This window comes from Streptomyces kunmingensis (genome assembly GCF_039533535.1).
GTDB classification, from domain to species: Bacteria; Actinomycetota; Actinomycetes; order Streptomycetales; family Streptomycetaceae; genus Streptomyces; species Streptomyces kunmingensis.
This window is the reverse complement of sequence record NZ_BAAATS010000040.1, coordinates 123,548-149,884: the sequence shown is the minus strand read 5'-3', so window position 1 is coordinate 149,884 and position 26,337 is coordinate 123,548. Positions and strand designations below refer to the sequence as shown.

Annotated in this window: 24 protein-coding genes; 10 read left to right on the top strand and 14 right to left on the bottom strand. The window is 71.5% G+C overall.

Annotation, left to right across the window (positions count from 1 at the left end):
- Positions 1 to 60: 60 nt before the first annotated feature.
- The 3 genes from ureG (at position 61) to ABD366_RS37730 (ending at position 3,299) form a co-directional block, all read left to right on the top strand.
- Positions 61 to 756 carry an urease accessory protein UreG gene (ureG, locus tag ABD366_RS37740; RefSeq protein ID WP_324769858.1) on the top strand — a complete coding sequence of 232 codons (696 nt, stop codon included), beginning with the start codon at positions 61 to 63 and terminating at the stop codon, positions 754 to 756.
- Positions 744 to 1,523 (top strand): urease accessory protein UreD, encoded by a 780-nt coding sequence (locus tag ABD366_RS37735; RefSeq protein WP_344443296.1) that lies wholly within the window; start codon positions 744 to 746, stop codon positions 1,521 to 1,523. Before ureG ends, ABD366_RS37735 begins: the two co-directional genes overlap by 13 nt.
- Before the next feature lie 159 nt (positions 1,524 to 1,682).
- Complete coding sequence (locus ABD366_RS37730; RefSeq protein ID WP_324768590.1) at positions 1,683 to 3,299, top strand: alpha/beta hydrolase; 1,617 nt, start codon at positions 1,683 to 1,685, stop codon at positions 3,297 to 3,299.
- A 75-nt stretch (positions 3,300 to 3,374) separates the two neighbouring features.
- Here ABD366_RS37730 and ABD366_RS37725 read toward each other — a convergent pair whose 3' ends face one another.
- From ABD366_RS37725 to ABD366_RS37695, 7 genes are all read right to left on the bottom strand, one after another.
- Entirely contained in the window at positions 3,375 to 4,409 is a 1,035-nt protein-coding gene (locus ABD366_RS37725; RefSeq protein WP_324768591.1) for an NAD-dependent epimerase/dehydratase family protein, read from the bottom strand.
- A 101-nt stretch (positions 4,410 to 4,510) separates the two neighbouring features.
- The gene (locus ABD366_RS37720; RefSeq protein ID WP_324768593.1) at positions 4,511 to 5,227 is read right to left on the bottom strand and encodes a lysophospholipid acyltransferase family protein; all 717 of its coding nucleotides are present in this window, start codon (positions 5,225 to 5,227) and stop codon (positions 4,511 to 4,513) included.
- A gap of 132 nt (positions 5,228 to 5,359) precedes the next feature.
- Complete coding sequence (locus ABD366_RS37715) at positions 5,360 to 5,518, bottom strand: hypothetical protein (protein WP_324768595.1); 159 nt, start codon at positions 5,516 to 5,518, stop codon at positions 5,360 to 5,362.
- Between the two features lie 98 nt (positions 5,519 to 5,616).
- Positions 5,617 to 6,570 (bottom strand): cytochrome c oxidase assembly protein, encoded by a 954-nt coding sequence (locus tag ABD366_RS37710; RefSeq protein WP_324768596.1) that lies wholly within the window; start codon positions 6,568 to 6,570, stop codon positions 5,617 to 5,619.
- A gap of 119 nt (positions 6,571 to 6,689) precedes the next feature.
- A complete protein-coding gene (locus tag ABD366_RS37705) occupies positions 6,690 to 7,715 on the bottom strand; it encodes a 6-phosphofructokinase (protein WP_324768597.1) in 1,026 nt (341 codons plus the stop codon).
- Between the two features lie 164 nt (positions 7,716 to 7,879).
- On the bottom strand, positions 7,880 to 8,611 hold the full coding sequence (locus tag ABD366_RS37700) for a type 1 glutamine amidotransferase (RefSeq protein ID WP_324768599.1): 732 nt from the start codon (positions 8,609 to 8,611) through the stop codon (positions 7,880 to 7,882).
- Positions 8,612 to 8,647: 36 nt separating this feature from the next.
- A complete protein-coding gene (locus ABD366_RS37695; RefSeq protein ID WP_324768600.1) occupies positions 8,648 to 9,886 on the bottom strand; it encodes a MurT ligase domain-containing protein in 1,239 nt (412 codons plus the stop codon).
- A gap of 139 nt (positions 9,887 to 10,025) precedes the next feature.
- Here ABD366_RS37695 and def point away from each other — a divergent pair, with 139 nt between their 5' ends.
- Positions 10,026 to 10,562 (top strand): peptide deformylase, encoded by a 537-nt coding sequence (gene def / locus ABD366_RS37690; RefSeq protein ID WP_324768601.1) that lies wholly within the window; start codon positions 10,026 to 10,028, stop codon positions 10,560 to 10,562.
- 29 nt (positions 10,563 to 10,591) lie between these two features.
- On the opposite strand, the gene ABD366_RS37685 is transcribed toward def, so the two are convergent.
- Positions 10,592 to 11,245 carry a TetR/AcrR family transcriptional regulator gene (locus ABD366_RS37685; protein WP_324768602.1) on the bottom strand — a complete coding sequence of 218 codons (654 nt, stop codon included), beginning with the start codon at positions 11,243 to 11,245 and terminating at the stop codon, positions 10,592 to 10,594.
- A 163-nt stretch (positions 11,246 to 11,408) separates the two neighbouring features.
- On the opposite strand from ABD366_RS37685, the gene ABD366_RS37680 reads away from it, so the two are divergent.
- Positions 11,409 to 12,635 carry an acyl-CoA dehydrogenase family protein gene (locus ABD366_RS37680; RefSeq protein WP_324768603.1) on the top strand — a complete coding sequence of 409 codons (1,227 nt, stop codon included), beginning with the start codon at positions 11,409 to 11,411 and terminating at the stop codon, positions 12,633 to 12,635.
- 65 nt (positions 12,636 to 12,700) lie between these two features.
- Here the strand turns inward: ABD366_RS37680 and ABD366_RS37675 are convergent, their stop codons facing one another.
- Positions 12,701 to 14,068 (bottom strand): SWIM zinc finger family protein, encoded by a 1,368-nt coding sequence (locus ABD366_RS37675; protein WP_324768604.1) that lies wholly within the window; start codon positions 14,066 to 14,068, stop codon positions 12,701 to 12,703.
- Positions 14,065 to 16,860 (bottom strand): DEAD/DEAH box helicase, encoded by a 2,796-nt coding sequence (locus ABD366_RS37670; RefSeq protein ID WP_324768605.1) that lies wholly within the window; start codon positions 16,858 to 16,860, stop codon positions 14,065 to 14,067. Before ABD366_RS37670 ends, ABD366_RS37675 begins: the two co-directional genes overlap by 4 nt.
- A gap of 346 nt (positions 16,861 to 17,206) precedes the next feature.
- On the opposite strand from ABD366_RS37670, the gene ABD366_RS37665 reads away from it, so the two are divergent.
- Complete coding sequence (locus ABD366_RS37665) at positions 17,207 to 18,274, top strand: fatty acid desaturase family protein (RefSeq protein WP_324768606.1); 1,068 nt, start codon at positions 17,207 to 17,209, stop codon at positions 18,272 to 18,274.
- 169 nt (positions 18,275 to 18,443) lie between these two features.
- A complete protein-coding gene (locus ABD366_RS37660; RefSeq protein WP_324768607.1) occupies positions 18,444 to 18,626 on the top strand; it encodes a hypothetical protein in 183 nt (60 codons plus the stop codon).
- On the opposite strand, the gene ABD366_RS37655 is transcribed toward ABD366_RS37660, so the two are convergent.
- The 4 genes from ABD366_RS37655 to ABD366_RS37640 all read right to left on the bottom strand — a co-directional run bounded on the left by ABD366_RS37655 (position 18,623) and on the right by ABD366_RS37640 (position 22,212).
- Entirely contained in the window at positions 18,623 to 20,017 is a 1,395-nt protein-coding gene (locus tag ABD366_RS37655; protein ID WP_324768609.1) for a tannase/feruloyl esterase family alpha/beta hydrolase, read from the bottom strand. The genes ABD366_RS37660 and ABD366_RS37655 overlap by 4 nt on opposite strands.
- Before the next feature lie 111 nt (positions 20,018 to 20,128).
- The gene (locus tag ABD366_RS37650) at positions 20,129 to 20,977 is read right to left on the bottom strand and encodes a hypothetical protein (protein WP_324768610.1); all 849 of its coding nucleotides are present in this window, start codon (positions 20,975 to 20,977) and stop codon (positions 20,129 to 20,131) included.
- 156 nt (positions 20,978 to 21,133) lie between these two features.
- Complete coding sequence (locus ABD366_RS37645; RefSeq protein ID WP_324768611.1) at positions 21,134 to 21,472, bottom strand: hypothetical protein; 339 nt, start codon at positions 21,470 to 21,472, stop codon at positions 21,134 to 21,136.
- A 140-nt stretch (positions 21,473 to 21,612) separates the two neighbouring features.
- Entirely contained in the window at positions 21,613 to 22,212 is a 600-nt protein-coding gene (locus ABD366_RS37640) for a class I SAM-dependent methyltransferase (protein WP_324768612.1), read from the bottom strand.
- A 215-nt stretch (positions 22,213 to 22,427) separates the two neighbouring features.
- Here ABD366_RS37640 and ABD366_RS37635 point away from each other — a divergent pair, with 215 nt between their 5' ends.
- The 3 genes from ABD366_RS37635 to ABD366_RS37625 all read left to right on the top strand — a co-directional run bounded on the left by ABD366_RS37635 (position 22,428) and on the right by ABD366_RS37625 (position 26,221).
- On the top strand, positions 22,428 to 23,201 hold the full coding sequence (locus ABD366_RS37635; RefSeq protein WP_324768613.1) for an MHYT domain-containing protein: 774 nt from the start codon (positions 22,428 to 22,430) through the stop codon (positions 23,199 to 23,201).
- 84 nt (positions 23,202 to 23,285) lie between these two features.
- Complete coding sequence (locus ABD366_RS37630; RefSeq protein ID WP_324768614.1) at positions 23,286 to 25,787, top strand: sensor histidine kinase; 2,502 nt, start codon at positions 23,286 to 23,288, stop codon at positions 25,785 to 25,787.
- Positions 25,784 to 26,221, top strand: a complete 438-nt coding sequence (locus tag ABD366_RS37625) for a roadblock/LC7 domain-containing protein (RefSeq protein ID WP_324768615.1) — start codon at positions 25,784 to 25,786, stop codon at positions 26,219 to 26,221. The genes ABD366_RS37630 and ABD366_RS37625 overlap by 4 nt, the downstream gene beginning before the upstream one ends.
- Positions 26,222 to 26,337 lie beyond the last annotated feature (116 nt).

The window sequence follows — 26,337 nt, the reverse complement described above, 5'->3', positions numbered from 1 at the left end:
CCTTTTTCTTTCCTTGAGCCCCGGCGGCTCTCCCCGCTCACGAATCCGGAGCCGTAGACCATGCACCTCGACCACTCCCACTCCCACGACGGGCCCGCCGCCGTCTCCGCCGACGCCCATCGCCCCGACGGGACCCGCCGCGCCCTGCGCATCGGGCTCGGCGGGCCCGTCGGCTCCGGCAAGACCGCCACCGTCGCCGCCCTCTGCCGCGCCCTGCGCGACGAGCTCTCCCTCGCCGTCGTCACGAACGACATCTACACGCGGGAGGACGCCGAGTTCCTGCTGCGCGAGGCCGTGCTGCCGCCCGAGCGGATCACCGCCGTGGAGACCGGTGCCTGCCCGCACACCGCGATCCGCGACGACATCTCCGCCAACCTCGAAGCCGTCGAGGACCTGGAGACCGACTTCGCCGAGGGCGCCGGGCCGCTCGACCTCATCCTCGTCGAATCCGGCGGCGACAACCTCACCGCCACCTTCTCCAAGGGCCTCGTCGACGCGCAGGTCTTCGTCATCGACGTCGCGGGCGGCGATGACATTCCGCGCAAGGGCGGCCCCGGCGTCACCACCGCCGACCTGCTCGTCATCAACAAGACCGACCTGGCACCGTACGTCGGCTCGGACCTGGCCCGGATGGCCGCCGACGCCAAGGAGGCGCGCGGCGAACTCCCCGTCGTACTCCAGTCGTTGCGCTCCGAGGCAGGGGTCGGCGAGGTCGCGTCCTGGGTGCGGGCACGGTTCGCCGAGTGGACCGCGTGACGGTGCGAGCGGGCGTTCGTTCCACCGCTCGGGTCGCCGCGCGCGGCGACGGCCGCGGCGGCACCGCCCTGCCCGTGCTGGAGAGCGAGGGCTCGGTCGCGCTCCGGCGCGTCCGGGGCGCCGGAGCCGACGAGGCCCGCGTCCTGCTCGTCGGCGCCATGAGCGGCCCCCTCGGCGGCGACCACTTCACCGTCGAGGCCCGCGCCGAGCAGGGCGCCCGCCTGCACGTCGGCGCGGTCGCGGCCACCCTCGCCCTGCCCGGCCAGGCCAAGGGCGAGGCCCGCTACGACGTCCGGCTCACCGTCGCCGACGGCGCCCGCCTCGACTGGCTCCCGGAACAGCTGATCTCGGCGGGCGGCAGCGATCTGCGCGTCACCACACGCGCCGATCTCGCCCCCGACGCCCGCCTCGTGCTGCGCGAGGAACAGGTGCTCGGCCGGGTGGGGGAGCGGCCGGGCCGGCTCACCAGCCGCCTCACGCTGTACCGCGCCGGCCGCCCGCTGCTCGACCAGGAACTCGCCTGCGGCCCGGGCGCACCCGGCGGCTGGGACGGCCCCGCGGTACTGGCCGGACACCGCGCGCTGGGGCAACTCGTCGTCGTACGACCGGAGTTCGCGACCGATCAGCCGTCCGCTACTGTGCTGGACGCGGACGGCAGCGCCGCGCTCACCCCGCTCGCGGGGCCCGCCGTGCTGGTCACCGCGGTCGCCCCGGACGCGCTGCGGCTGCGCCGGATCCTGGACGCCGCACTGGGCCGACTGGCCTGACGGTCGGCCGACCGCTCACCGGGACGAGTTATACCGTTTATCGGATTGGTAAAGAACGCCCGTCCTCTCTGTTGTCAGGGACCCTCCACGCGACAGGATCCGCGTACCGATCGACAACACGATCGACGTAACGATCGAATCGATGTGCGGAGGCCTCACGTGAGACAGACTCGACAGACGAGTCGCGGCAGCCGGAAGGTGGCGATCGGCTCCGCGAGCGCGGTCGCCGCCGCGGCGCTGATAGCGGGCGCGGTCGCCGCCCCCGCCGCCACCGCAGAGCCGCGCAAGACCGGCAGCCACAGCCAGGACCGTGAGGCCGGTGGCGCCGCCGTCGCCGCGGCCCGGGCCGCCAAGAAGGGCGTCGACTGGAAGGACTGCCCCGCAGACTGGGGCTTCGCCAAGCCCATCCAGTGCGGCTATGTCACCGTGCCGCTCGACTACGCGAAGCCGTACGGCAAGCAGATCAAGCTCGCCGTCGACCGCATCGGCAACACGGGCACCAAGGGCGAGCGCCAGGGCTCCCTCGTCTACAACCCGGGCGGCCCCGGCGGCTCCGGGATGCGCTTCCCCACGCGCGTGACCACCAACAACCCGATCTACGCGAAGATGGCGAAGGCCTACGACTTCGTCGGCTTCGACCCGCGCGGTGTGGGCCACTCGGCGCCGATCTCCTGCATCGACCCGCAGGAGTTCGTCAAGGCTCCCAAGGCGGACCCGGTCCCGGACGACGAGGCGGACAAGCGCGCCCAGCGCAAGCTCGCCAAGGAGTACGCCGACGGCTGCTACGAGCGCAGCGGCGAGATGCTGCCGCACATGACGACGCCGAACACCGCACGCGACCTCGACGTCATCCGTGCCGCCCTCGGCGACAAGAAGCTCAACTACCTGGGCGTCTCCTACGGCACCTACCTGGGCGCCGTCTACGGCACGCTCTTCCCGGGCCACGTCCGCCGCATGATCGTGGACAGCGTCGTCAACCCGGCCAAGTCCAACATCTGGTACCAGGCCAACCTGAACCAGGACATCGCCTTCGAGGGCCGCTGGAAGGACTGGCAGGACTGGGTCGCCAAGAACGACGCCACGTTCCACCTCGGCTCCACGCGGGCCGAGGTCCAGCAGCAGTGGCTGACCCTGCGTGCCGCCGCGAAGAAGGCGCCTCTGGGCGGGGTCGTCGGTCCGGCCGAGCTGATCGGCTTCTTCCAGAGCGCGCCGTACTACGACTCGTCGTGGGTGCCGGTCGCCCAGACGTGGAGCAAGTACGTCGCCGGTGACACGCAGGCCCTGGTCGACGCCATCGCCCCCGACATGTCGGACACCGCGGGCAACGCCGCCTCGGAGAACAGCAACGCGGTCTACACCGCCGTCGAGTGCGCCGACGCCAAGTGGCCCACCAGCTGGCAGAAGTGGGACAGGGACAACTCGCGGCTCCACAAGGACTACCCGTTCATGACGTGGGCCAACGCGTGGATGAACCTGCCCTGCGCCACCTGGAAGACCAAGCAGCAGACGCCGATCGACGTCAAGACCGGCAAGGGTCTGCCGCCCGTCCTGATCGTGCAGTCCGAGCGCGACGCCGCCACTCCGTACGAGGGCGCCGTCGAGCTGCACAAGCGCCTCAAGGGATCCCGCCTGATCACCGAGAAGGACGCGGGCTCCCACGGTGTCACCGGTCTGACCAACCCCTGCATCAACGACCGGGTCGACACCTACCTGCTCACCGGCAAGACCGACAGCAAGGACGTGACGTGCGCCCCGCACGCCACCCCGAAGCCGTGACCTCCGCCTGAGCGCACACGGAACAGCAGGCCCGGCCCCCGCCGCAACGGCGAGGGCCGGGCCTCGTTCATGACATCAGGCTCGCGAGGCCAGCCACGCGTCCTCGGCCGCGTAGTCGAAGAGGCCCGTCGTGTAGTTCGCCACCATTGTCGGGAAGCCGTCCACCCAGTCCTGCTGCCGCAGCCGCTCGGCCAGCCACTCCACCGTCTCCGGGAGCGCCTCGGCGTACGTGGTGACGGGCCGGTACCCGAGCTCCCGCTCCGCGGCGGCCATGTCGAAGATCACCGGATACGGCAGCGACCACGGCGTGTCCCCGACCGTCGGCGCCGGGGGCGGCCCGTCGACCAGGACCGTCTCCGTCTCCACGCCCATCAGCGTGTCGATCATGACGCCGATCTCGGCGACTGTCGGGCAGCCCGGGTCCGCGCCGTTGAGCACCCGCGAACCCGGCCGGGCAGCCGCGAGCCGCACCAGCTCCGCCATATTCGAAGCGCTCGCCGGATGGAAACGGCTCTCCCCGCCGTACGCGAGCACGCGCGTGCGCCGCCCGTCGAGGTTCCGCTTCACGAAGTACAGCTCACGCGGCGTGCGGCAGTGCGGGCCGTACACCGCGCCCCCACGCAGCAGCGTCGTCGGCAGCTTCTCGCCGAGCGCCAGCAGGTCCTGCTCCAGCTGTATCTTCCGCGTCGCGTACGTGGAGTCGCCCGCCGCGACCGTCCGGTTGGTCTCCGGCACCGGCACCGGGAAACGCGGCTTCCCGTCCGGCTCCTCCTGCGTGTCGAAGCTGCGCCCGCGGTCGTCCTCGTACACGGCGGCGCTGGAGATCACGACCGCCGAGCCGATCCGGTCGGCGAGCGCCGCGAGCTGTTGCCCGTGCGGCCGGGTGAACGCCACCAGGTCCACGACCAGGTCGACACCACCCCCGACCAGCTCGGCGAGCGCCGCGTCGTCGTCCCTGTCGAGCCGCACCGAGCGCACCTCGTCGGGCCAGGCCGCGTCCCGGGCGCCGCGTCGCGAGGCCACCGTCACCGCCCAGCCGTCCTGCGCGAGCGCCCGCACCGAGGGGCGCCCGATCTGCCCTGCTCCACCGATCACCAAAGCCGTCTTCATGAGCGGACCGTACGTCGGCGCGGGCGGCGGGTCCGGCGGATTCTGCTCAGCGCAGAGCGGGTCTGCTCAGCGCAGAGTGGGTCAGCTCAGCGCAGAGCGGGTCAGCTCAGGGGCATCCTCGGGAACTTCCGCGCCTTGGCCTCCTCGGCCTCCGCCTTCACGAGCGCCGCGTACTTGTCGACGTACTCCTGCCCGGACAGTTCGAGGATCGCGTACATGATCTCGTCGGTGACAGCGCGCAGGATCGTCTTCTCCCCGTCCATCCCGGCATAGCGCGAGAACTCCAGCGGCTCGCCGAAACGGATCGTCACGCGCCGCATCTTCGGGATCTTCCGGCCCGGGGGCTGGGCCTCGAACGTGCCGATCATCGCGCACGGCACCACCGGGACCTGCGCCTTCAGCGCCATCGCGGCGACGCCGACCTTGCCCTTGTAGAGGCGCCCGTCGTGCGAGCGCGTGCCCTCCGGATAGATGCCGAGCAGTTCGTCGCGGCGCAGCACCCCGAGCCCTTCGCGGATCGCGGCCTGCCCCGCCTCCTTGCCCGAGCGGTCGACCGGGATCTGGCCCGCGCTGCGGAAGAAGGCGGCCGTCAGCCGCCCCTTGATGCCCGGCCCGGTGAAGTACTCGGCCTTCGCCAGGAACGTGATCCGCCGCTTGATGATCGCCGGCATCAGGAAGTGATCGGAGAACGACAGATGATTGCCCGCGACGATCGCCGCTCCCGACTCCGGGATGTGCTCCAGGCCCTCGATCCGGGGCCGGAACATCAGCCGCAGCAGCGGCCCGAGGATCACGTATTTGAGCAGACGGTAGAACATGCCGGTCGCCTTCCCCCATGCAGCGCCCTGATGAAGCGCGCGGAGCCCGTGTGCCGCATCAACAGCGCGGATGTGATGCGTGCGCACAGTAGTCAATGATCAGCTCGCGCGCGAGAGCCCGATCCGGCCGCGTCAGGCGCTGCGCGAGGCCACCATCGCGACCGTGATCAGTCCGAGCACGACCCAGCCGAACCACAGCCAGCCGTTGCTGCCGAGCGCAACTGTGTAGGCGGTGACGGCCACCAGGCCGCCGACGGTGAACACACCCATCGTCTTCGTGGAACCGGGCATCACGCACGCTCCTCCCGGCAGCCCGGACGGCGTACCGCGCGGTGCGGTGCCCGAGCCGCGGCCAGAAGGCCATAGTCACCCGTGAGGGGCTGGTGGCGCTACTGTCCGCGCGCGTTCAGCGAGGCGAGATAGGCGTTGTACGCCGCCAGCTCCTGGTCGCCGTCCCGGTCCGCGGCCCGGTCCTTGCGGCGGGCCTGCCGGTCGTCGGACTTCTTCCACTGGAAGAGCAGCGCGAGCAGCACCAGCACCGAGGGCACCTCGCTGAACGCCCACGCGATGCCGCCCGCCGCCGTCTGGTCGGAGAGCGGATCGATACCGAGCGAGGCCGGCGGGTTGTCGAACGTACCGACCATCGACGTGCTCGCCATCATCAGCGCGATCCCGAAGAAGGCGTGGAACGGCATGCCCGCGAACAGCTCCAGCATCCGCATCACATAGCCGGGACGGTGCGGCCCCGGGTCCACACCCATGATCGGCCAGAAGAACACCACGCCGACGGCGAGGAAGTGCACCATCATCGCGATGTGCCCGACCTTCGACCCCATGAGGAAGTCGAAGAGCGGCGTGAAGTAGAGCGCGTACAGGCTCGCGATGAAGAGGGGGATCGTGAACGCCGGGTGCGTGATGATCCGCATGTAGAAGCTGTGCAGCAGCATCAGCAGCAGTTCGCGGGGCCCCTTGCGGCCACGCCGCGCCGCCACCGGCAGGGCCCGCAGCGCGAGCGTGATCGGGGCGCCCATGAGCAGCAGGATCGGCGACAGCATGCTGATGACCATGTGCTGCACCATGTGCACGCTGAACATGACCATCCCGTAGTCGTTCAGCTTGGTGCACATCACGAGCCCGATGGTCAGCACACCCACGACGAAGGCGAGGGTCCGCGACACCGGCCAGGAGTCGCCGCGCCGTGCGAGCCGGACCACGCCCCATCCGTAGAGGGCGAGCGCCAGGAGGCAGCCGACGAGGAAGAAGGGGTCGGCCGACCATTCGAGGCCGCGCCCCAGCGTGAACGGCGGCAGATCCATGTTCATGCCGTGCCCGCTGTGATCCATCCGCCGGCTCCCGTTGCTCGTTTCGTACGGATTGTGCTGGACCAGAGTAGAGCTGCCCCCGGCCGAGGTTTCGGCCGGGGGCAGCTCTACTGCGAACAACGACTAAAAGAAGAAGGCGGTCAGAGCACGCACTCCGCCTCGGCGTAGCGCTCCGCCGGCACCGTCTTCAGCGTCTCGACGGCCTCGGCGAGCGACACCATCACGATGTCGGTGCCGCGCAGCGCGGTCATCTTGCCGAACTCGCCGCGGTGCACCGCCTCCACGGCGTGCCAGCCGAACCGCGTCGCAAGGACCCGGTCGTACGCGGTGGGCGTGCCGCCGCGCTGCACATGGCCGAGGATCACCGGGCGCGCCTCCTTGCCGAGGCGCTGCTCCAGCTCGATGGAGAGCTGGCGGGCGATCCCGGCGAAGCGCTCATGGCCGTAGACGTCCTTGCCGCCCTCGTCGTACTCCATCGAACCGGACCGGGGCTTGGCCCCCTCGGCGACGACGACGATCGCGAACTTCTTGCCTGCCTCGAAGCGCTCGCCGACCTTCTTGGTCAGCTCCTCGATGTCGAAGGGCCGCTCCGGCACGACGACCGCGTGCGCACCCGCGGCCATGCCCGAGTGCAGCGCGATCCAGCCGGTGTGGCGCCCCATGACCTCGACGATCAGCACCCGCTGATGCGACTCGGCGGTCGTCTTCAAACGGTCGAGGGCCTCGGTGGCGACCCCGACGGCCGTGTCGAAGCCGAACGTCACGTCGGTGACGGCGATGTCGTTGTCGATGGTCTTCGGTACACCGACGATCGGCAGGCCGCCGTCGGACAGCAGCCGGGCCGCCTTGAGGGTGCCCTCGCCGCCGATCGGGATGATCGCGTCAAGACCGAGATCGGCGACGTGCCCCTTGGCCCGCTCGACGCCGTCCCGCAGCTGCGACGGCTGCACCCGGGAGGAGCCGAGGATGGTGCCGCCGCGGGCGAGGATGCCGCCCACCGCGTCCAGGTCCAGCTTGCGGTAGTCGCACTCGAGCAGGCCCTTCCATCCGTCGTGGAAGCCGATGACCTCGTCGCCGTGGTCGACGACGGCACGGTGCACGACCGAACGGATCACGGCGTTCAGACCGGGACAGTCGCCGCCGGAGGTGAGGACACCAATACGCATAAGCCCGGAGAACCTTTGCAAAGTGGGCCGATGGCCGGACCGCGTCGTCCGACAGGATTCCCCGTACCTTATCGGCGCCCGGGGGCCCTTCCCCAAGGGCCGTCCGCCAGATGGACAGCCCCGCTCAGATGGGCACGCACGCGCCCCGAAGGGACGCGGAACGGCTAGGCGGGCTGCGCGGTGGCGGAAGCGATCCGCTCGTTGCGGAGCGCCTCGTACCACTGGTCGTCCACCGGAGGAAGCGCGTTCACGTCGAGCGCCAGCTTCAGCAGCAGATCGGCGATCAGCGGGTTGCGGGCCAGCACGGGACCGTGCATGTACGTACCGAACACCGTGTCGTTGAAGGCGCCTTCGGTGCCGTCCCCCGTGCCGTTGCCCTTGCCGATCCGGGTGCGGGCGAACGGCCTGGCCGACGGGCCGAGGTGCGTGACGCCCTGGTGGTTCTCGAACCCGGTCAGCGGCGGCAGCCCCAACTGCGGGTCGATGTCGCCCAGTACGTCACCGACGCACCGCTCGCCCTCACCGCGGGTGGAGACGACGTCGAGCAGGCCGAGGCCGGGCTCGCGCTCACCGAGGTCGTTGATGAACTCATGGCCGAGGATCTGGTATCCGGCGCACACGGAGAACACGATCGCGCCGTTGGCGACGGCGCGCTGCAGACCGCCGTCGCGGCGCAGCCGTTCGGCCGCCAGGCGCTGCGGCCGGTCCTCGCCGCCACCGATCAGATAGATGTCGCCGGAGGTGGGCACCGGCTGGTCGCTGCGCACGTCGTAGCGCTCGACCTGGAGGCGGCGCTGGCGCGCGCGGCGCTCCACCACGAGGGCGTTGCCCTGGTCGCCGTAGGTGCTCAGCAGGTCGGGGTAGACCCACACCAGACGCAGGCTGTTGTCGCTCATGCTCATGATCCTTAGCTGGTCCTCGTGCCGATCCGGTCAGTTGCCCACGCGGCGGCGGACGTCCTGGAACGCGGTGTAGTTGGCGATGAGCTCGATCCGTCCCTGCGGGGACATCTGCACGGCCTCGTCGAGCGTCTCGCAGACCCGGAAGTCCAGGTTCGCGACCTCCAGGCGGACGGCGAGGTCGAGCTTGCGGTCACCGATCACGCAGATCGGGTGCCCGGCGAGCCGCGTGTAGTCGACGTCCCACAGCCAGGAGGTGTCGGTGCCGTCCGCGCCTCGCGCGTTCACGGAAAGGATCACCGGCGTGGGCGGCGGGTCGATCAGAGTGAACGTTTCGAGCCAGCCCGCCGGGTTCTTCGCGAGCAGCAGTCGCAGGTCCCGGTTCTGGAACTGCACGACGTCGTAGCGTCCGGCCACGGCCTGCACCTGGTACATGCGCTCCAGGGCGACCTGCGGCGGCACGCCGAAGCAGGCGGCGACGGCGGCCGACGACGCCGCGTTCGCCTTGTTGGCGCGGCCCGGCAACTGGAGGTGGATGGGCCAGGCGGAGCCGTGCGGGTCCAGGACGTAGTCGCCCTGGAGCGCCCAGCTCGCGGTGGGGCGCCGGAAGCCGCAATCGCCGCAGAACCAGTCGTCGCCGGGGCGCTGCATCACGCCGCCGCACGCCGGGCAGGACCAGGCGTCGTCCTTCCACTCCTGGCCCGCGGCGACCCACACCACGTTCGGCGAGGAGGAGGCGGCCCACACCACGAGCGGGTCGTCCGCGTTGGCGATCACGATGGCCTTCGAACCGGCGAGCCCCTCGCGCCACTTCTCGGCGAGCATGCGGGTCTCGGCGGCGCGGTCGAGCTGGTCACGCGACAGGTTGAGCAGGGCGATCGCCTTGGGAGCGGTGTCACGGGCCACGCCCGCCAGGTACTTCTCGTCGACCTCGATGACGCCGAACTTGGCGTCGGAGCCGCCCGCCAGGGCGGACGTGATGCCCGCCGGCATGTTCGCCCCCAGCGCGTTCGAGACGACCGGGCCGCTGGCCCGCAGAGCCTCGGCGATCAGGCGCGTGGTCGTCGTCTTGCCGTTCGTGGCCGAGACGAGCACCACGTCGAGGTGCTGGGCGAGCCGTCCGAGCAGCTCGGGGTCGAACTTGAGCGCGACCTTGCCGCCGATCACCGATCCGCTGCCGCGGCCCGCCGCCCGCGACACCGCGGCCGCGGCCTTTCCGGCCGTCACGGCCAGCTTGGCCCGCGGAGTCATCGACTCCGAGTTGCCTGACATTGTTGGGTCCTCCTTGCGTACGGCGCCGCGCCTGCCCCGGGCATCGTTTTCCGGCTCAGCCTATCGAGATCCTCCGACAAGCCCGAACTGCGGCACCACCAGCGGATCGGGGTGCAGGTCGGACCGTACCCTTACGGCCATGCGACACGGCTCGATCCAGGGCGCCTCCGGGCGCGTACGACCCCTGACCCTGCTCGGCGATCCCGTGCTGCACCAACCCTGCGCGGACGTCACGGACTTCGGCCCGTCGCTCGCGGGCCTGGTGCAGGACATGTTCGCCACGATGTACGCGGCCCAGGGCGTCGGCCTCGCCGCGAACCAGGTCGGCGAAGGCCTGCGGGTCTTCGTCTACGACTGCGAGGACGACGACGATGTGCGCCACGTCGGACACGTCGTGAACCCGCGTCTGGTCGAGGCGGACGGTGTCGTGATCCGGGGACCGGAGGGCTGCCTGTCGCTGCCCGGCCTCGAAGCGGGCACGCCTCGCTTCGACCACGCGCGCGTGGAGGGCCTCGATGTGACGGGCGCCCCTGTGGTGATTCATGGCACAGGCTGGTTCGCGCGGTGCCTCCAGCACGAGTGCGACCACTTGGAGGGCCGTACGTACACGGACCGGGTCACGGGCTGGCGGCGGCGCCGGGTGCTGCGTCAGGCGGCGCGGGCGTCCTGGTCCTAGGGTCTGCCGGCGCTTCTGCGGGGCGGGGCTCAGAACCCGGGCCCGCCCGCCTTGTCGCCCGCGGCGGCGAGCCGTCCCCACAGCAGGTCGGCGAGGCCCTGGACCAGTTCGGCGCGGGTGCACGGCCGTTCGCCCAGCCACCAGTCGCCGGCCGCGTGCATCATGCCGACGATTCCGTGGCCCCAGACGCGGGCGAGCTGCTGACTGCCGGGACCGAGGTCGACCCGCTCCTCGATGACCTCCGCCAGCTCCTCGCCCATGCGCCGCAGCAAGGGTGCGGAGTGCCGGCCCACGTCGAACCCGGAGTCTCCGGGGGAGCCCTCCGCCGGATGCATCAGGAAGCGGTAGACCTGGGGCCTGGCCTCGATCGCCGCCAAGTAGGTGTCGAGCGTCGCCTCCACGCGCTCACGACGCGCCGCGGGGGCGTCCAGGGCGGCCCGCAGCGAGGCGAGCAGGGCGTCCGTGTGGCGCGTCGCGAGGGCCGCGTAGAGCCCGCCCTTGTCGCCGAAGTGCCGGTACAGGATCGGCTTGGTGATCCCGGCCTCGGCCGCGATCGCGTTCATCGAGGCACCCGGGCCGTCCCGGAGCACCACGCGGTCCGCGGCCTCGAGCAGCTCGCGTCGCCGCCGCTCGGCGGCGGACATCTGGTCCGCGCGCTGATCGGTCAGCTGTGTGGTCTCCATGAGGATCTCCCCGCCCGTGCGATGGCTTGACGCACGCGAAAGGTAACACCCGCCCCTGGGCCGGTATCGAACGCGCACTCGGAGGTTGACATGAGCTACTGGCTGGTAACAGACTCCTGTTACCGTAGGTAACATTTGCAGTGTACGCAGCCCTGGAGGGGTCATGGCCGAGTTCGCAATGGATCTCAACGACGAGCAGAAAGAAGTCCGTGATTGGCTTCACGGCTTCGCCGCCGATGTGATCCGCCCCGCGGCCGCCGAGTGGGACGAGCGCGAGGAAACCCCGTGGCCGGTCATCCAGGAAGCGTCCAAGCTCGGAATCTACTCCCTCGACTTCTATGCGCAGCAGTTTTTCGACCCGACCGGTCTCGGCATCCCGATGACCATGGAGGAGCTCTTCTGGGGTGACGCGGGCATCGCCCTTTCGATCGTCGGCACGGGCCTCGCCGCGGTGGGCGTCCTCGCCAACGGTACCGAGGAGCAGATCGGCACCTGGATCCCGCAGATGTACGGCGATGTGAACGACGTGAAGGTGGCCGCTTTCTGCTCCTCCGAGCCCGACGCGGGCTCCGATGTCGCCGCCATGCGCACCCGGGCCGTCTACGACGAGGCCAAGGACGAGTGGGTCCTGAACGGCACCAAGACGTGGGCGACGAACGGCGGCATCGCCAACGTCCACGTGGTGGTCGCCTCCATCGACCCCGAGCTCGGCTCCAAGGGCCACGCCTCCTTCATCGTCCCGCCGAACACGCCGGGTCTGTCCCAGGGACAGAAGTTCAAGAAGCACGGCATCCGCGCCTCGCACACCGCCGAGGTCGTCCTGGAGAACGTGCGCGTGCCCGGTTCCTGCCTCCTCGGCGGCAAGGACAAGCTCGACGAGCGCCTCGCCCGCGCGCGCGAGAAGGCCAAGAAGGGCGGCGAGCGCGTGAAGAACGCCGCGATGGCGACCTTCGAGGCGTCGCGTCCGGCCGTCGGCGCCATGGCGGTCGGCACCGCCCGCGCCGCCTACGAGGAGGCGCTGGAGTACGCGAAGACGCGCGAGCAGTTCGGCCGCCCGATCATCGACAACCAGGGTGTGGCCTTCCAACTGGCCGACATGCGGACGCAGATCGACGCCGCGCGGCTTCTGGTGTGGCGTGCCTCCTGGATGGGGACCACGGGCAAGAAGTTCGAGAACGCCGAGGGCTCCATGTCGAAGCTGTTCGCGAGCGAGACCGCCAAGAAGGTCACTGCGCAGGCGATCCAGATCCTGGGCGGCAACGGCTACACGCGTGAGTACCCCGTGGAGCGCATGCACCGCGACGCGGCGATCTACACGATCTTCGAGGGCACGAGCGAGATCCAGCGTCTGGTCATCGCCCGCACCCTCTCCGGGATGCCGATCCGCTAGGCACAAGAGCCCGACCTCCGGGCCCGCACGGGGACATCCCCCTGCGGGCCCGGACGTCGGTGGGGCTACTCCTCGCCGCTGTCCAGCGCGGTGGCCAGGGCGGACGCCGGATCGGACGCGGCCGGTCCCGCGGGGGCCCAGCGGCCCCGTTCCTTGCGATAGGGCCACCAGCGTCCGTCGCGTCCCAGGCGCAGTTGGGCGGCCGTACCGGACACGGTCCAGCGGCCGTGCGACGCCTTGAGCGCCGGCTGCTCGTCCGGCTCCCGGGCCGACGCGAGCTCCGCACGCGCGCGTGCGGCGGACTCGGCGTCCGGGGCCCACTCCTCCTCAAGGACGGCGAGCCCGGCCGCGCCCCCGTGCTCCCAGGCGCGCACGGCAAGCGCCAGACCTTCGCGATCCCGGCCCGACCCCTGGGCCAGCCGCTCGGCGATGTGCCGCTCCGGGAGGGCGGCGGCCAGCCGTACGGCGTCCTGCGACACGGTCGGTTCCGGCCACGCGGCGCGCTGTTCGTGCCCCGCGGCGAGTGCGTCCGCGAGCAGCCGGTGTGCCTCTACGGCAGCCTGCGCGCCCAGGAACGCCAGCGCGGCGACATCGGTACCCGCGGGCGGCGGTGTCTCCGTGTCCAGGGAGGGCGGCAGGCCCGGCTCGGGCGGCAGTCCGGGCAGGTCCGGCAGCGGAGGCAGCACGAGCGCGGACGCGTACGTCTCGGCCGCGTCCACGCCCTCGGCCTCCCGCGGCGGCGCGGCCTCCGGTTCGGCGCGGGCGGCACTGCGCACCTGGAGTGCGTCGAGCAGCGCCCGCTCGCCCCGGCCGCGCAGCAGAAGCAGTACGAACGGATCCTGGTCGAGCAGCCGCGCCAGTTGATAGCTCAGCGCGGCCGTGTGCGCGCAGTGGTCCCAGGCCTCGCAGTCACAGTGCGGCTCCAAGTCGCCGATGCCCGGAAGGAGTTCCACTCCGGCTGCGGCGGCGTCCTCCACCAGATGCGGCGGCATGTCGCGGTCCAGGAGCGCCGCGATGTGCCCGGCCCGCTCGACGGCCATGCCCAGGAAGCGGTCCCAGTCGTCCTCGCCCAGCCGCTGCAGCGTCACGTCCGAGCGGTGCAGGACGCCCCCGCGGTCCTTCACGACAGCGGTGATGCGCCCGGGCCTGACCGACACGGCGCCGACCGCCCCCGCACGCGCCAGGCGGCGGCCCGCCTTGAGCTGCGCGAGGTCGAGCGCCGTGTCCTCCAGGGCCTTCAGCCAGGCCTGCCCCCACCAGGTCTGCGCGAAGCCGCGGCCGTGCGCGGGCGGCAGCGCCGCGAACGTGCGCTCCTCCGGGTCCGCGCCCGTGCCGGCCTCTTCCGCGTCCTCATCCGTGGCTGCTTCTGTGTCCTCGAAGGACTCGTCGTGGTCCTCGTAGGACTCGACGTGCTCGCCATACATGTCGCTCATCGGGCGCCCCCTCGCAGCTCGACCAGATCGGCCAGTTCGGCATCGCTCAGTTCGGTCAGCGCCGACTCGCCGGCCCCGAGCACGGCGTCCGCCAACTCCCGTTTGCGCAGCAGCATGTCGGCGATGCGGTCCTCGATGGTGCCCTCGGCGATCAGCCGGTGCACCTGCACGGGCCGGGTCTGTCCGATGCGGTACGCGCGGTCGGTGGCCTGTGCCTCCACCGCCGGGTTCCACCAGCGGTCGTAGTGCACCACGTGTTCCGCGCGCGTGAGGTTGAGCCCGGTGCCCGCGGCCTTCAAGGAGAGCAGGAAGACGGGCACCTCACCGTCCTGGAAACGCCGCACCATGGCTTCGCGCCCCGCGACCGAGGTACCTCCGTGCAAGAACTGCGACGCGATGCCCCGGCGGGCGAGATGCCGCTCCACCAGGCGCGCCATCTGCACGTACTGGGTGAAGACCAGCACGCTCGCGCCCTCGGCCAGGATCGTGTCCAGGAGCTCGTCGAGGAGCTCCAGTTTCCCGGAGCGGCCGGCGATGCGCGGCTTGTCCTCCTTGAGGTACTGCGCCGGGTGGTTGCAGATCTGCTTGAGGCCCGTCAGCAATTTGACAATCAGGCCGCGCCGTTCGAAACCGTCCGCTCCGGAGATCTCCGCGAGCGTCTCGCGCACCACTGCTTCGTAGAGGCCCGCCTGCTCCTTGGTGAGTGACACGGCCCGGTCGGTCTCGGTCTTCGGCGGCAGTTCGGGAGCGATACCCGGGTCCGACTTGCGACGCCGCAGCAGGAAGGGGCGTACGAGCTTCGCCAGGCGCTCCGCGGCGGCCGGGTCCTTGCCGCCCTCGACGGCCTTGGCGTAGCGGGTACGGAAGGTGCCGAGGCGGCCCAGCAGACCGGGCGTGGTCCAGTCGAGGATGGCCCACAGTTCGGAGAGGTTGTTCTCCACGGGGGTGCCGGTGAGCGCCACGCGTGCGCGGGCGCCGATGGTGCGCAGCTCCTTGGCCGTGGCCGAGTGCGGGTTCTTCACATGCTGGGCCTCGTCGATGACCACCATCCCCCAGGACGCTTCGGCCAGGTGAGCCGCGTCCAGGCGCATGGTGCCGTACGTGGTGAGCACGAACTCCCCGGCGGCCAGGTCCTCCAGGGAGCGCCGGCCGCCGTGGAAGCGTCGTACGGGAGTGCCGGGCGCGAACTTCTCGATCTCGCGCTGCCAGTTGCCCATGAGGGACGTCGGGCAGATCACGAGGGTGGGGCCCGCTGTCTCCTGTGCGCCCTGGCGGTGCAGATGCAGTGCGATCAAGGTGATCGTCTTGCCGAGCCCCATGTCGTCGGCGAGACAGGCGCCGAGGCCGAGCGAGGTCATGCGGGCCAGCCAGTTCAGACCGCGCAGCTGGTAGTCGCGCAGATGGGCGGCGAGTGCGGCCGGCTGCCCGACCGGATCCATCCCCTCGGGGTCCGCGAGACGGTCCCTGAGCCCCGTCAGCCAGCCGGTGGGCCGGACCTCCACGCGGTGGCCGTCGACCTCGGTGGAGCCCGTCAGGACGGCGCTCAGTGCGTCGACCGGGGTCACCTTGCGGTCCTGGTGGGCGCGGGCGCGGCGGGCCTGTTCGGGATCGACGAGCACCCACTGGTCGCGCAACCGCACGACGGGCCGGTTCGCCTCCGCGAGCCTGTTCAGTTCCTCGCGGCTCAACTCCTGGTCACCGACGGCGAACGACCAGTCGAACGCCAGCAGCGCGTCGGCGGACAGGAACGACGGGGTGTCCGACGAGAACGCGTCGGGACCGTCGCCCCGGGGCGGGCCGATCACCGCCCGGGCCGTCAGCTTGCGGGCCATCTCCCGGGGCCAGTGCACCTCGACGCCGGCCGCCGACAGCGCTCGCGCGCCCTCCCCGAGGAGTTCGGTGACCTCCTCGTCGGCAAGTTCGACCGCGTCCGGGACGGAAGCCGACAGCAGCGGGGTCAGCGGCGCCCACGCGCGCGCGGCGCGGCGCAGTGCCAGGAGCGCGTCCATCCGGGCCCGCGCCCCGAACGCCTTGCCGGACACACCGGCGCCCGCCCACACCTCGGCCGCGTCCGCGACCAGAGCGGGGTCGCTGACGCTGTGCATCTGTAGCACCGCGCGGAACGGGAGACGGGGCTCGTCGTCCGTGACCTGCGCGAGCCCGGGCACCTCGACGCGCAGCGAGATCCGCACGCCGGCGTCGTGCCCGGCCGCCACATCGGCCGCCCACGCGCGCAGTTCCGGCGCCCGGTGCGGTGCGCGGGCCGCGAACGCCGGGGCGCCCGCCGCGAGCGACGCGGCGGGGGAGCGGGGCAGGGTGTCGGCCACCGCGTCGAGGAAGGCGCGCAGCAGCCGCTCGGGAGCGTGCAGCCGGAGCGGCTCGGGCCCGTCCAGGGGAACCGCGTGCGCCTCGGGAGGCATCGCGGCGGCCAGCTCCCGCAGGCGCTCCAGGTCCTGGGGCCGCAGCGGCCCGGCTCGCCACGCGTCGTGGTCGTCGGCGCTCAGGCCGGGCAGAAGAAGGCCCCGCGCGGCGAGTTGCAGTGCGAGCAGCGCGGCCGCTCCCCAGAAGGCGGTCGTCGGATCCGCCCCTGCGGCGGCACGCGCGCGGGTGAGGACCGGCAGCGCGGCGCGCACCGGCAGGGCGACCGCGGCGACCGTCACCGGCTCGACACCCTCGTCCCCGGACAGCGCCAGCGGGAGCTCGACACGGGTGCCGGCCTCCAGGAGGGGCGGCTCGCCGCCGTCGGGCCGCCAGAAAGCGACGGTCGAGGTGCGCGCCGGATCGCTCGGCATGAACACGGCGGAACAGCGGGCAAGTTCGGCGGTCTCGGCGGGGGTGGGTGCGGAATGCGTGTACTCGGGGATGGCAGCTTCCTCGTATTCCTCAATTTTGACTACTCGCCCTGGAGTCGGCGAGGGTACACGGCCGTCTCCACCGGACGGACGCCTTCAGGTCGTGATCTGAAACACCCGACCCCTAAGGGTGTGGCTAACCCCCCTCTCGGTGCGGGCTGGCCCCCTTCCGCGGTCGGGTGGTGGCGCCATGGCCGCCGAAGGCCGCCGATTCGTAGATTTCTCGGGCCGGGCCGACGCGTAGCCCGCCGCATCGACCTCGCCCTCCAACGACCGGAGAACTGCCATGGCCCTGGCTGTCGGAACCCTCCCGGAACACGCCACAGAAGCCGCCTCGCGGCAGAGCCCACCCGAAGGAGGCAGCGAGTTCACGCCGCTGCTGCGCGACATCAAGGGGCAGGGCCTCCTCGAGCGGCGCACCGGGTGGTACATGCGCACCATCATGGTCAACGCCCTCGCCCTGGCCGCCGTCGCCACAGGTATGGCGCTCATAGGCACTTCGTGGTGGGTGCTCGCCCTGGCGCCCGTCCTGGCGGTCCTGGGCGCACGTACGGCGTTCATCGGCCACGACGCGGGTCACTCCCAGATCACCGGCAACCGCTCCGTGAGCCGAGCCATCGGCCTGATCCACGGCAACCTGCTCCTTGGTATGAGCTACGCGTGGTGGAACGACAAACACAACAGGCACCACGCCAACCCGAACCACATCGAGAAGGACCCCGATGTCGCCGCCGACGTCCTCGTCTTCACCAGCGAGCAGGCGGCGACCCGCGTCGGCTTCCGCGGCTGGCTCACCCGCCACCAGGCCTGGCTCTTCTTCCCGCTGACCCTGCTCGAAGGCCTCGCACTGAAACTGTCCGGCTTCCAGGACCTGCGCCGGCAGACCGGACGGGAACGCGTGGTGGAGGGCGCCCTCCTCGTCGCCCACGTCGCCGGCTACGTGACACTGCTGCTGACCACCATGCCGCTCGGCCACGCCCTCGCCTTCGCCGCACTGCACCAGGCCCTGTTCGGGCTGCACCTGGGCATGGCCTTCGCCCCCAACCACAAGGGCATGGAGATGCCCGACCCCGACGGTGACAAGTGGGGTCATCTGCGACGCCAGGTCCTCACCTCGCGCAACATCAAGGGCGGCATCCTGACCGACTGGTTCCTCGGCGGCCTCAACTACCAGATCGAGCATCATCTCTTCCCCAGCATGCCCCGGCCCCACCTGCGCCTCGCGCAGCCCATGGTGAAGGCCCACTGCCGCGATCTCGGCATCCCCTTCGTGGAGACCGGGCTCATCGACTCCTATCGCCAGGCGCTGCAGCACATGTATGAAGTGGGAGAGCCGCTGCGCGCCGACATCTGACATACCGCCCGACGGTGGTACGCCGTCCCCGGGGTTCCCCAGGGACACGGATCAGGGTCGTATCAGGGTCGGGTGCCGGAACCGTGGACATCGCGGGCCCGTTTCTCAGTACAGAGGCGAACTCGCCCCACCCAGCCGAGGGTGAGCCGCTCCGAAGGAGGCCACACACATGTCGAGGAACGCGAAGATCGCCGCGGGAGGCGTGGTTGCCGGGATCATCCTGCTGATCTGGTTGCCGTGGTGGGCGGCCCTGCTCATCGTGCTCGGCGCACCCACCGCTGCGTACCTGATGCTCGACTCCTCGCAGCGGCGCCGGCTGCGCCGGGTCACGCGCAAGGAGATCGGCCATTAAGAAGTGCGCACCGAGCAGGAGTTGACGACGTCACCGTCCGTGGGCCGTCCGACGGTCCGGTCCGCGGGCGGCTTCGTGCCGCTCCGCGCCCACCGGGTCAGCGTGTCGAACGCGTCCCGGTAGCACGGCAGGATCGGCCGCAGCCGGTCCGGATAGGTGTCGTACAGACCGTCCGTGTGCGTGCCGCCCCGGATCGTGTACGTGCGGTGCAGCCGGCCGCGCCCCTGCTCCTCGACCATGCGCGCGTACACGTCCGCGTCCGTCGCGATCGGCAGCAGGGTGTCCAGGTCGCCCTGGAGAGTGATCAGCGGCTTCCCCACCCGTCCGGTCAGAGCCACGCGTGCGACGGCCCGCCGTACCGACGCAGGGCGGGCCCTGTAGTCGTACGAGGCGTCGGAGGCGCACGGGGCGAGGATCTCCGCCGTCGTCGAACCGGCGGACGCACCCGGGCAGTCGGGGTCGTACGCGGGGTCGAACTCCGCGCGGTACACCTTCTGCGTGAGCCCCCAGTACGCCTTCTGGTGGTACGGCCACAGGAACTCCGAGCCGCGCGCGAAACCGGCCGCATACATGTCGTCCGCGCCGGCCGCCCCCTGTCCGTACGCGACAGCCGTGGGCAGGGAGGTCAACAGGTTGGGCCCGTCCGCCGTCCAGAGGACACCTTCCCAGTCGACGCCTCCGTCGTAGAGCTCCGGATGGTTCTCCAACTGCCAACGGGTGAGGTACCCGGCGTTGGAGATACCGGTCATGTACGTGTGACGCGGCGTGGAACCGTAGCGCAGGGCAACGGCCTTCTTGGCGGCCCGGGTGAGCTGCGTCGTGCGGGCGTTCCACTCGGCGACGGCGTCCCCGGGACGCACGCCGTCCCGGTAGAAGTCCGGGCCGGTGTTGCCCTTGTCGGTCGCCGCGTACGCGTAGCCCTGGGCGAGGACGCGGTCGGAGATCGCCGCGTCGGTCGCGTACTGCTTACGGTTGCCGGGAGAGGCGGTCACCACCAGGCCGCCGTTCCAGTGGTCGGGCAGCCGGAGTACGAACTGGGCGTCGTGGTCCCAGCCGTGGGTCGTGTTGGTGCGGGAGTCGTCCTTGAAGTAGCCGTCGATCTGCACCCCGGGGACACCGGCCGGATGGCGCGTCCCTGTCGCGGTCAGACCGGCCTGGTCGGCCGTGTCGGTGTACGGGGTGCCCGCGAGACCGGCGGTCGTCAGGTCCTCCAGGCAGACCCGCTGCTGGAACTGGGCGCCCGGCACGCGCGCGTGCGTCTGATGCGCGCAGTGGGCCCCTGGTGCGGCACGGGCCTCCTGCGGGGCGAGCGCGCTCGCGGCCTGCGGCCCAGAAGCGGCCAGGGCAACGAGCGCTGTGGCCAACAGGGGAACGGTTCCGGGCGTGCGCATGAGAGGGCCTCCTCGAAGTGGCGGGAAGGGCCTCATCGTGGAGGGGGAGCCCGTGCTCATCCATGGGTCGGGGCCACATGCGGCGCGCACACCGTATGTGGCGTGCGCGGTTCAGACCGGCCGCACAGCCATCTTGTCGAGCGCCTCCAGGAGGCTGGGCAGCTCCGCGCCCCGGCCGACCGGCAGCACCTCGCCCGGTTCGTCGTCGAGCAGGATGAAGGCGATGTCGTCCGTGCGCGCCACCATCGACCAGCCGGGCCCGTCGGCGCGCAGCGTCCGGGCGTCGCCCGACGCGAACGCGGAGCGCACCCGCCCCAGCGGGGGAGGAGCGTCCACGTAGGCGCGTGCCTCGGCCAGGACGCGCTGAACGCCCTGACGAGAACTGCCGGACAGGACCTGTCCGCTGTCCGCGTCGGCGCCTTCCCGCTCCTTGCCGTCCTGGGCGTTCGTGACGAACTGGTCGTCGTCGATCTGCCCGCGCCACGAAGCCCACTGGAGGGCTATCTCGTCCGCTCCCAGGCGTCGCTGCGCCGGGCCCCACTTCTCCGTGTCGGGCGGGCGCAGGGACGTCATCCCGTCCGTCTCCGGGCCCGGCACGGGGTCGTGGGGCGCCGGGACGCCCGGCGCCGCCACCGCCAGCGCGAGCGGCCAGCCCGGCAGCGCGGCGACCATGCTGTTCTCGTCGGGGGAGAGCTCGTACTCCATGCCGCAGTCCCAGGAGGCGATGGCCACGGCGACCAGGGACACGTCGTCGACGACCACCGTCCAGCGTGCGCCCTGCGCGTCCTGGCCGAGGACCAGGCCGTACCCGTCGGCCAGAGGCGGGAGCCCCAGAGCGGCGCACGCCTCGGGGTAGTCGTCGCCCAGCACGCTGGGGAACTTCGCCGGCGTGAGCAGTACCGCAGTGAGTACGTACAGCGCGTCGTCCCCGGTGGCGACAGCGTCGTCCGTCCCGGCCATGCCAGCCTCCCCTGAGCTTCGTTCCGTCGGCGTGACCTTAGTCAGTCGCGGACGATGCCGTACAGGGGCGATGAACAGGAAAATCCATGGTCACTCAGGTCGCCCGCGCCTTCGGTGGACGGTGTGTCGACATACCGTGTGCACTTCGTGTGGACGTCAGGCGGCGGGCAGGCCGAGGAGGTTTCTCGCCACGGCCCGCGGCGACTCGTCCCGCTCGCGTGCGAGGACGATGAGGGCGCGGCACGCCAACTCGTTGACGCCGAAGACCAGCGCGCTCGGCTCCACCCAGTCCTCGGCCTCGTCGATGCGGTCCTGGTCGTCCTCGATGCAGGCCGCCACGTAGGCGGCCGCCGCTTCGAAGAGGTTGTGCGCCCTTCGCTGCCGGTCGGCGGACCGGCCCGCGTCGCGGGCCGCGCGCTCGTCGTTCAGGCGCTCCTCGCGTCGAGCGACCCTCTTGCGCCAGATGCTCCAGGATTTCCGGACTCTGTCGAGCATGCGCGTCCCCGCCCCCTTGCTGATGGCTCCGGGTTACTGGTGGCCCACCAACTGCCCTCACCCGTCGAGGAGTTGCCTCCAATGGTGGCAGACGTGGGCCGGGGCGGCGCTGCCCTGACGAGGGTCGGCCCGGTCGCAGGTCAGCCTTCGCGCACCGCCAGTGCCAGGAAGCGCGCGTCCTCGTCGACGTACGAGGTCATGCGCCAGCCCGAACCGGCCAGCAGAGGCCGCAGATTGGGCTCGGCCCGTGGGTCCTCAGAGGTGAGCTGCCGCCCATGGCGCGCGGCGAGGGCCCGCCGTCCGATCGGGTGGAACAGCGCGAGCAGGCCGCCAGGGCGCACCACGCGCGCCAACTCGCGGACATTCTCCGCGGGTTGCGGCAAGTGAGAGATGAGGCCCGCGCCGAACACCGCGTCCAGCGTCCCCGTACGCAGGGGCAGTCTCCCCACGTCCGCGCGGAGCAACTGCCCCTCCCGCTCCCGGCCGGCCCGGACCGCGGCCTGCAGCATGGCCGACGTCAGGTCGGCGCCGAGCACCACCCCGGAAGGCCCCACGGCCGCCCGCAGCGGCGCCAGCGCGCGGCCGGTGCCGCAACCCGCGTCGAGCACCCGGTCGCCGGGGCGCAGACCCAGCGCGGCGACCGCCGAGGCGTAGGCCGGGCCGTCGTCGGGGAAGCGGGAGTCCCAGTCGGCGGCCCGGGCCGCGAAGAACTCCTGCACGCGTGTGGCGTCATCGCTCATGTGCTCCATGATTGCGCAGCCCACTGACAGACGCGGTGACCCGATCGAGGGAACCCTGGTCGAAAAATCCTTGTCCGAACCGAAAGCGTCGCATGCGCGTGCGGTGCACGCGTTCGATCCTGATGCGATCGTGCAGAGAGCATCTCCGCCATATTCCAACAGCTTTCGGAATGCGCCCCAGTTGTGCGCCCCCTTCACGACTAGCTTGCCGGGCCATGGGACACCTGGACCACGCCGCTCTCGGCTGGCTTACCCCCGTGCTGTCGTACGTGATGGCGTGCGTCGGCGCGGCGCTCGCACTGCGCTGCACCGTTCGCGCCCTGGGCGCCACGGGGCGGGCCCGCCGCAACTGGCTGGCCACCGCGGCCACCGCCCTCGGCACCGGCATCTGGACGATGCACTTCATCGCCATGCTCGGCTTCGACGTCAGCGGCACCGAGGTGCGCTACGACGTGCCGCTGACCCTCCTCAGCCTCGTCGTCGCCGTGGCCGTGGTGGGCGCGGGGGTCTTCGCCGTCGGATACGGCCGCGACACCAGGCGCGCCCTCGCCCTCGGCGGCCTCGCCACAGGACTCGGCGTCGCCGCCATGCACTACCTCGGTATGGCGGCCCTGCGCCTGCACGGACACATCGGCTACGACCCGTTCATGGTCGCGCTCTCCGTGGTGATCGCCGTAGTCGCGGCGACCGCTGCCCTGTGGGCCGGGCTCAACATCAGGACTCCGGCGGCCGTAGCCGTCGCTTCCCTGGTGATGGGCGGCGCCGTGAGCAGCATGCACTACACCGGCATGCTCGCCGTGAGCGTACGGGTGGCGCCCTCCCCGACCGCGCTGCGCGGCGCGACGGCGATGCAGTTCATCTTCCCGCTCGCCGTGGGACTCGGCTCCTACCTGTTCCTGACCTCGGCGTTCGTCGCGCTGTCCCCGACCGCGGACGCGAGGGAGGCCGCCGCGCCGGCCCCGCCGCCGGTGGAGAGCCCGACCCGCTGACGGGCTCGCGCGGACCCGGGTGCAGAACTCGGAACCTGCCCCGGCCCGCGCCGACCCGCCCCCCGACCCCGGATCGAGGAGGCCATGCGCCCGCCCCGCTCAACGCCCAGCTCCGGCCCGCCGCAGATACCCGCGCCCTCGGCGCGCGGACGTCGCGCGCACGCCGGGCCACCCGCTGAAGAGGACACCGATACGGAGGCGACCTCGGCCGACACCGGGACACCCACGCGCGCGGGCCGCAGCAGGCTGCGCCCTCGCACCATCCGGGCGAAGATCGTCTGCCTCCTCATGGTGCCCGCGGTCTCCCTGCTCGCCCTGTGGGCCTACGCCACCGTGAGCACCGCACAGGATGTCGCGCGGCTCCAGCAACTGCGGCGCGTCGACTCCTCGGTGCGCGAACCCGTGGCCGCCGCTGTGGCGGCCCTGCAAGCGGAGCGCACCGCCGCCGTCGGCTACGCGACCCGTCCGGCCCCCGACCGCGGCGACGACCTCAAGAAGCTCGCCATCGCCACCGACCACGCTGTGGCAGCCCTGAGCATCGGCGAGGACCACACGGTCGCGGACGGCGCCGGCCTGCCCCGCGAAGTGGCCGCGCGTCTCGGCGCCTTCGTCGATGACGCCGAACAGCTACGGGCCCTGCGCGCCGCCGTACTGGAGCAGCACGCGGGCTGGGACACCGCATACGGCCAGTACACGAAGACCCTCACCGTCGCCTACACGGTGAGCGGAGCGCTGACCGGCATACAGGGCAGCGAACCGGGCTCTGCCGCGCGTGTGCTGCTGGAGTTCGACCGGTCCGCCGAGATGCTCTCCCGTGAGGACGCGGTCGTGACGAGCGCCCGGCTCGCCGGCACCCTGGACGGCGAACGGCTGCGCCTGTTCACCGGCGCCGTCGACACCCGCAGGGCCCTCACCGACACGGCCGCCGCCGATCTGCGCGGGCCCGATCGAGCCGCCTGGAACCACCTCGTGCAGGGGAGTGCGTACGTCGCCGTACGCGCCGTCGAGGACCGGACGCTCATCGCGCAGCCGGGGCGCGAAGCACTCGCGGCCGCGCCCGCGGGGACCTGGGACACGGCGCACACGGCCGTACAGGACGACATGCGCGCCCTCGCGTCGGATGCGGCGCGCGGCGCCGCGGACCGGGCCGACCCGTTCACCAGGGGCCTGCTGACGCCCGCGGGGGCAGCAGCCCTGTTCGGCCTCCTGGCTGTCGCCGCCTCGCTGTTCATCTCCGTACGCATCGGCCGCGGCCTCGTCGTCGAACTGGTCAGCCTGCGCAACACCGCACTGGAGATCGCCGGCCACAAACTCCCGCGGGCCATGCGGAAGTTGCGCGCGGGGGAGGAGGTCGACGTAGCGGCCGAGGCGCCGCAGGGAACTCCGGCCGAGGACGAGATCGGGCAGGTCTCCGAGGCGCTCACCACGGTGCACCGCTCGGCCCTGCGTGCCGCCGCCGAGCGCGCCGAACTCGCAGGCGGCATCTCCGGTGTGTTCGTCAACCTCGCCCGCCGCAGCCAGACCCTCCTCCACCGTCAGCTCGGCCTCCTGGACATCATGGAGCGCCGCGCCGAGGACCCGAACGAACTCGGGGACCTCTTCCGCCTCGACCACCTCACGACCCGTATGCGGCGCCACGCGGAGAGCCTGATCATCCTCTCCGGAGCCGCGCCGGGCCGGGCCTGGCGCAGACAGGTCCCGCTGACGAACGTCGTCCGGGCCGCGGTCTCCGAGATCGAGGACTACGCACGCGTGGAGGTACGCCGGCTCGCCGCCACGGACGTGACGGGCGCCGCGGTCGCCGACCTCACGCACCTGTTGGCGGAACTCATCGAGAACGCGGCCCAGTTCTCCCCGCCGCACACGAAGGTGCGTATCAGCGGAGAACCCGTCGGCAACGGATACGTCATCGAGATCGAGGACCGCGGCCTCGGCATGGGCAAGGAGACCCTGGCCGAGGCGAACCACCGCATCACCCACTCCGAAACCCTCGACCTGTTCGACAGCGACCGGCTCGGCCTCTACGTGGTCAGCAGGCTCGCCGATCGGCACGACATCAAAGTGCAGCTGCGTACCTCGCCGTACGGAGGTACCGACGCGGTCGTCCTGTTGCCCACCTCCTTGTTGCACAAGGACAGTGCCCCACAGGACGAGCACGCCCCTTCACCATCCGACGAAAAGCGCCGCTACGCGCGCGTGCCCGAGCCCGAAGCGGCGCCCATGAACAAGAATCCCGTCCCCGCACGCACCCCACGTCCCGCCCTCGCGCCCTCACCGCTCGCCGGTCCCGAGGACGCACCGCAGCCTCCGGGCGTCACCGCACTGCGGCTGCGGCGACCGCCGCCCGGGGAGCAGGAGGAGGCCCCGCCGGGGGACGGGCACCTCCCTCGCCGCGTGCGCCAGGCCAGCCTCGCGCCCCAACTCCGCGCGCGCCCCGAGCCGAAGGCCGTACCCGCGCGCGACCCCGAGCCGGGCAAGCGCACCCCCGAACAGGTCAGAGACCGTATGGCGTCCTTCCGGGACGGCTGGGTCAGAGGCGGCGGACGTCCGCCCGGCAGCGACAGCAGTGAAGGAGACCCGACATGATCAAGGACCCGGCCACGGGCACCGCGCGCGGCTCCAACGAACTCGACTGGCTTCTCGACGATTTGGTGCTGCGGGACCCGGAACTGCGGCACGCCGTCGTCCTGTCCAACGACGGTCTGGCCGTGGGCGCGTCCACCGGGCTCGGCCGAGAGGACGCCGAGCACCTGGCTGCCGTCGCCTCCGGCTTCAACAGCCTCGCCAAAGGGGCGGGACGGCACTTCGGGACGGGAGGAGTGCGGCAGACGATGGTCGAGATGGACGACGGCTTCCTCTTCGTGGCAGCCGCAGGCGACGGTTCCTGCCTCGCCGTCCTGAGCACGGTCAGCGCCGACATCGGACTCGTCGCCTACGAGATGGCACGGCTCGTCAAAAGGGTCGGCGAACACCTGCGCACAGCGCCCCGGTCCACCGGACACCCGCCCACCGCGGGCTGACGGGAACGGCGGACATGGAGGAGGACGTGTTCGAAGAAACGTGCCGGGGCGCGGGGGCGTACGACAGCGACCGCCTACAGGGTCACGACCGCCCACAGGGTCGAGACCGGCTACAG

What these genes read in the sequence shown, in the direction of transcription:
- ureG (WP_324769858.1), top strand. Translation starts at nt 61, where the DNA reads ATGCACCTCGACCACTCCCACTCCCACGACGGGCCCGCCGCCGTCTCC.
- ABD366_RS37725 (WP_324768591.1), bottom strand. Translation starts at nt 4,409, where the DNA reads ATGAAGACGGCTTTGGTGATCGGTGGAGCAGGGCAGATCGGGCGCCCC.
- ABD366_RS37720 (WP_324768593.1), bottom strand. Translation starts at nt 5,227, where the DNA reads ATGTTCTACCGTCTGCTCAAATACGTGATCCTCGGGCCGCTGCTGCGG.
- ABD366_RS37715 (WP_324768595.1), bottom strand. Translation starts at nt 5,518, where the DNA reads ATGCCCGGTTCCACGAAGACGATGGGTGTGTTCACCGTCGGCGGCCTG.
- ABD366_RS37710 (WP_324768596.1), bottom strand. Translation starts at nt 6,570, where the DNA reads ATGGATCACAGCGGGCACGGCATGAACATGGATCTGCCGCCGTTCACG.
- ABD366_RS37705 (WP_324768597.1), bottom strand. Translation starts at nt 7,715, where the DNA reads ATGCGTATTGGTGTCCTCACCTCCGGCGGCGACTGTCCCGGTCTGAAC.
- ABD366_RS37700 (WP_324768599.1), bottom strand. Translation starts at nt 8,611, where the DNA reads ATGAGCGACAACAGCCTGCGTCTGGTGTGGGTCTACCCCGACCTGCTG.
- ABD366_RS37695 (WP_324768600.1), bottom strand. Translation starts at nt 9,886, where the DNA reads ATGTCAGGCAACTCGGAGTCGATGACTCCGCGGGCCAAGCTGGCCGTG.
- def (WP_324768601.1), top strand. Translation starts at nt 10,026, where the DNA reads ATGCGACACGGCTCGATCCAGGGCGCCTCCGGGCGCGTACGACCCCTG.
- ABD366_RS37685 (WP_324768602.1), bottom strand. Translation starts at nt 11,245, where the DNA reads ATGGAGACCACACAGCTGACCGATCAGCGCGCGGACCAGATGTCCGCC.
- ABD366_RS37680 (WP_324768603.1), top strand. Translation starts at nt 11,409, where the DNA reads ATGGCCGAGTTCGCAATGGATCTCAACGACGAGCAGAAAGAAGTCCGT.
- ABD366_RS37675 (WP_324768604.1), bottom strand. Translation starts at nt 14,068, where the DNA reads ATGAGCGACATGTATGGCGAGCACGTCGAGTCCTACGAGGACCACGAC.
- ABD366_RS37670 (WP_324768605.1), bottom strand. Translation starts at nt 16,860, where the DNA reads ATGCCGAGCGATCCGGCGCGCACCTCGACCGTCGCTTTCTGGCGGCCC.
- ABD366_RS37665 (WP_324768606.1), top strand. Translation starts at nt 17,207, where the DNA reads ATGGCCCTGGCTGTCGGAACCCTCCCGGAACACGCCACAGAAGCCGCC.
- ABD366_RS37660 (WP_324768607.1), top strand. Translation starts at nt 18,444, where the DNA reads ATGTCGAGGAACGCGAAGATCGCCGCGGGAGGCGTGGTTGCCGGGATC.
- ABD366_RS37655 (WP_324768609.1), bottom strand. Translation starts at nt 20,017, where the DNA reads ATGCGCACGCCCGGAACCGTTCCCCTGTTGGCCACAGCGCTCGTTGCC.
- ABD366_RS37650 (WP_324768610.1), bottom strand. Translation starts at nt 20,977, where the DNA reads ATGGCCGGGACGGACGACGCTGTCGCCACCGGGGACGACGCGCTGTAC.
- ABD366_RS37645 (WP_324768611.1), bottom strand. Translation starts at nt 21,472, where the DNA reads ATGCTCGACAGAGTCCGGAAATCCTGGAGCATCTGGCGCAAGAGGGTC.
- ABD366_RS37640 (WP_324768612.1), bottom strand. Translation starts at nt 22,212, where the DNA reads ATGAGCGATGACGCCACACGCGTGCAGGAGTTCTTCGCGGCCCGGGCC.
- ABD366_RS37635 (WP_324768613.1), top strand. Translation starts at nt 22,428, where the DNA reads ATGGGACACCTGGACCACGCCGCTCTCGGCTGGCTTACCCCCGTGCTG.
- ABD366_RS37630 (WP_324768614.1), top strand. Translation starts at nt 23,286, where the DNA reads ATGCGCCCGCCCCGCTCAACGCCCAGCTCCGGCCCGCCGCAGATACCC.
- ABD366_RS37625 (WP_324768615.1), top strand. Translation starts at nt 25,784, where the DNA reads ATGATCAAGGACCCGGCCACGGGCACCGCGCGCGGCTCCAACGAACTC.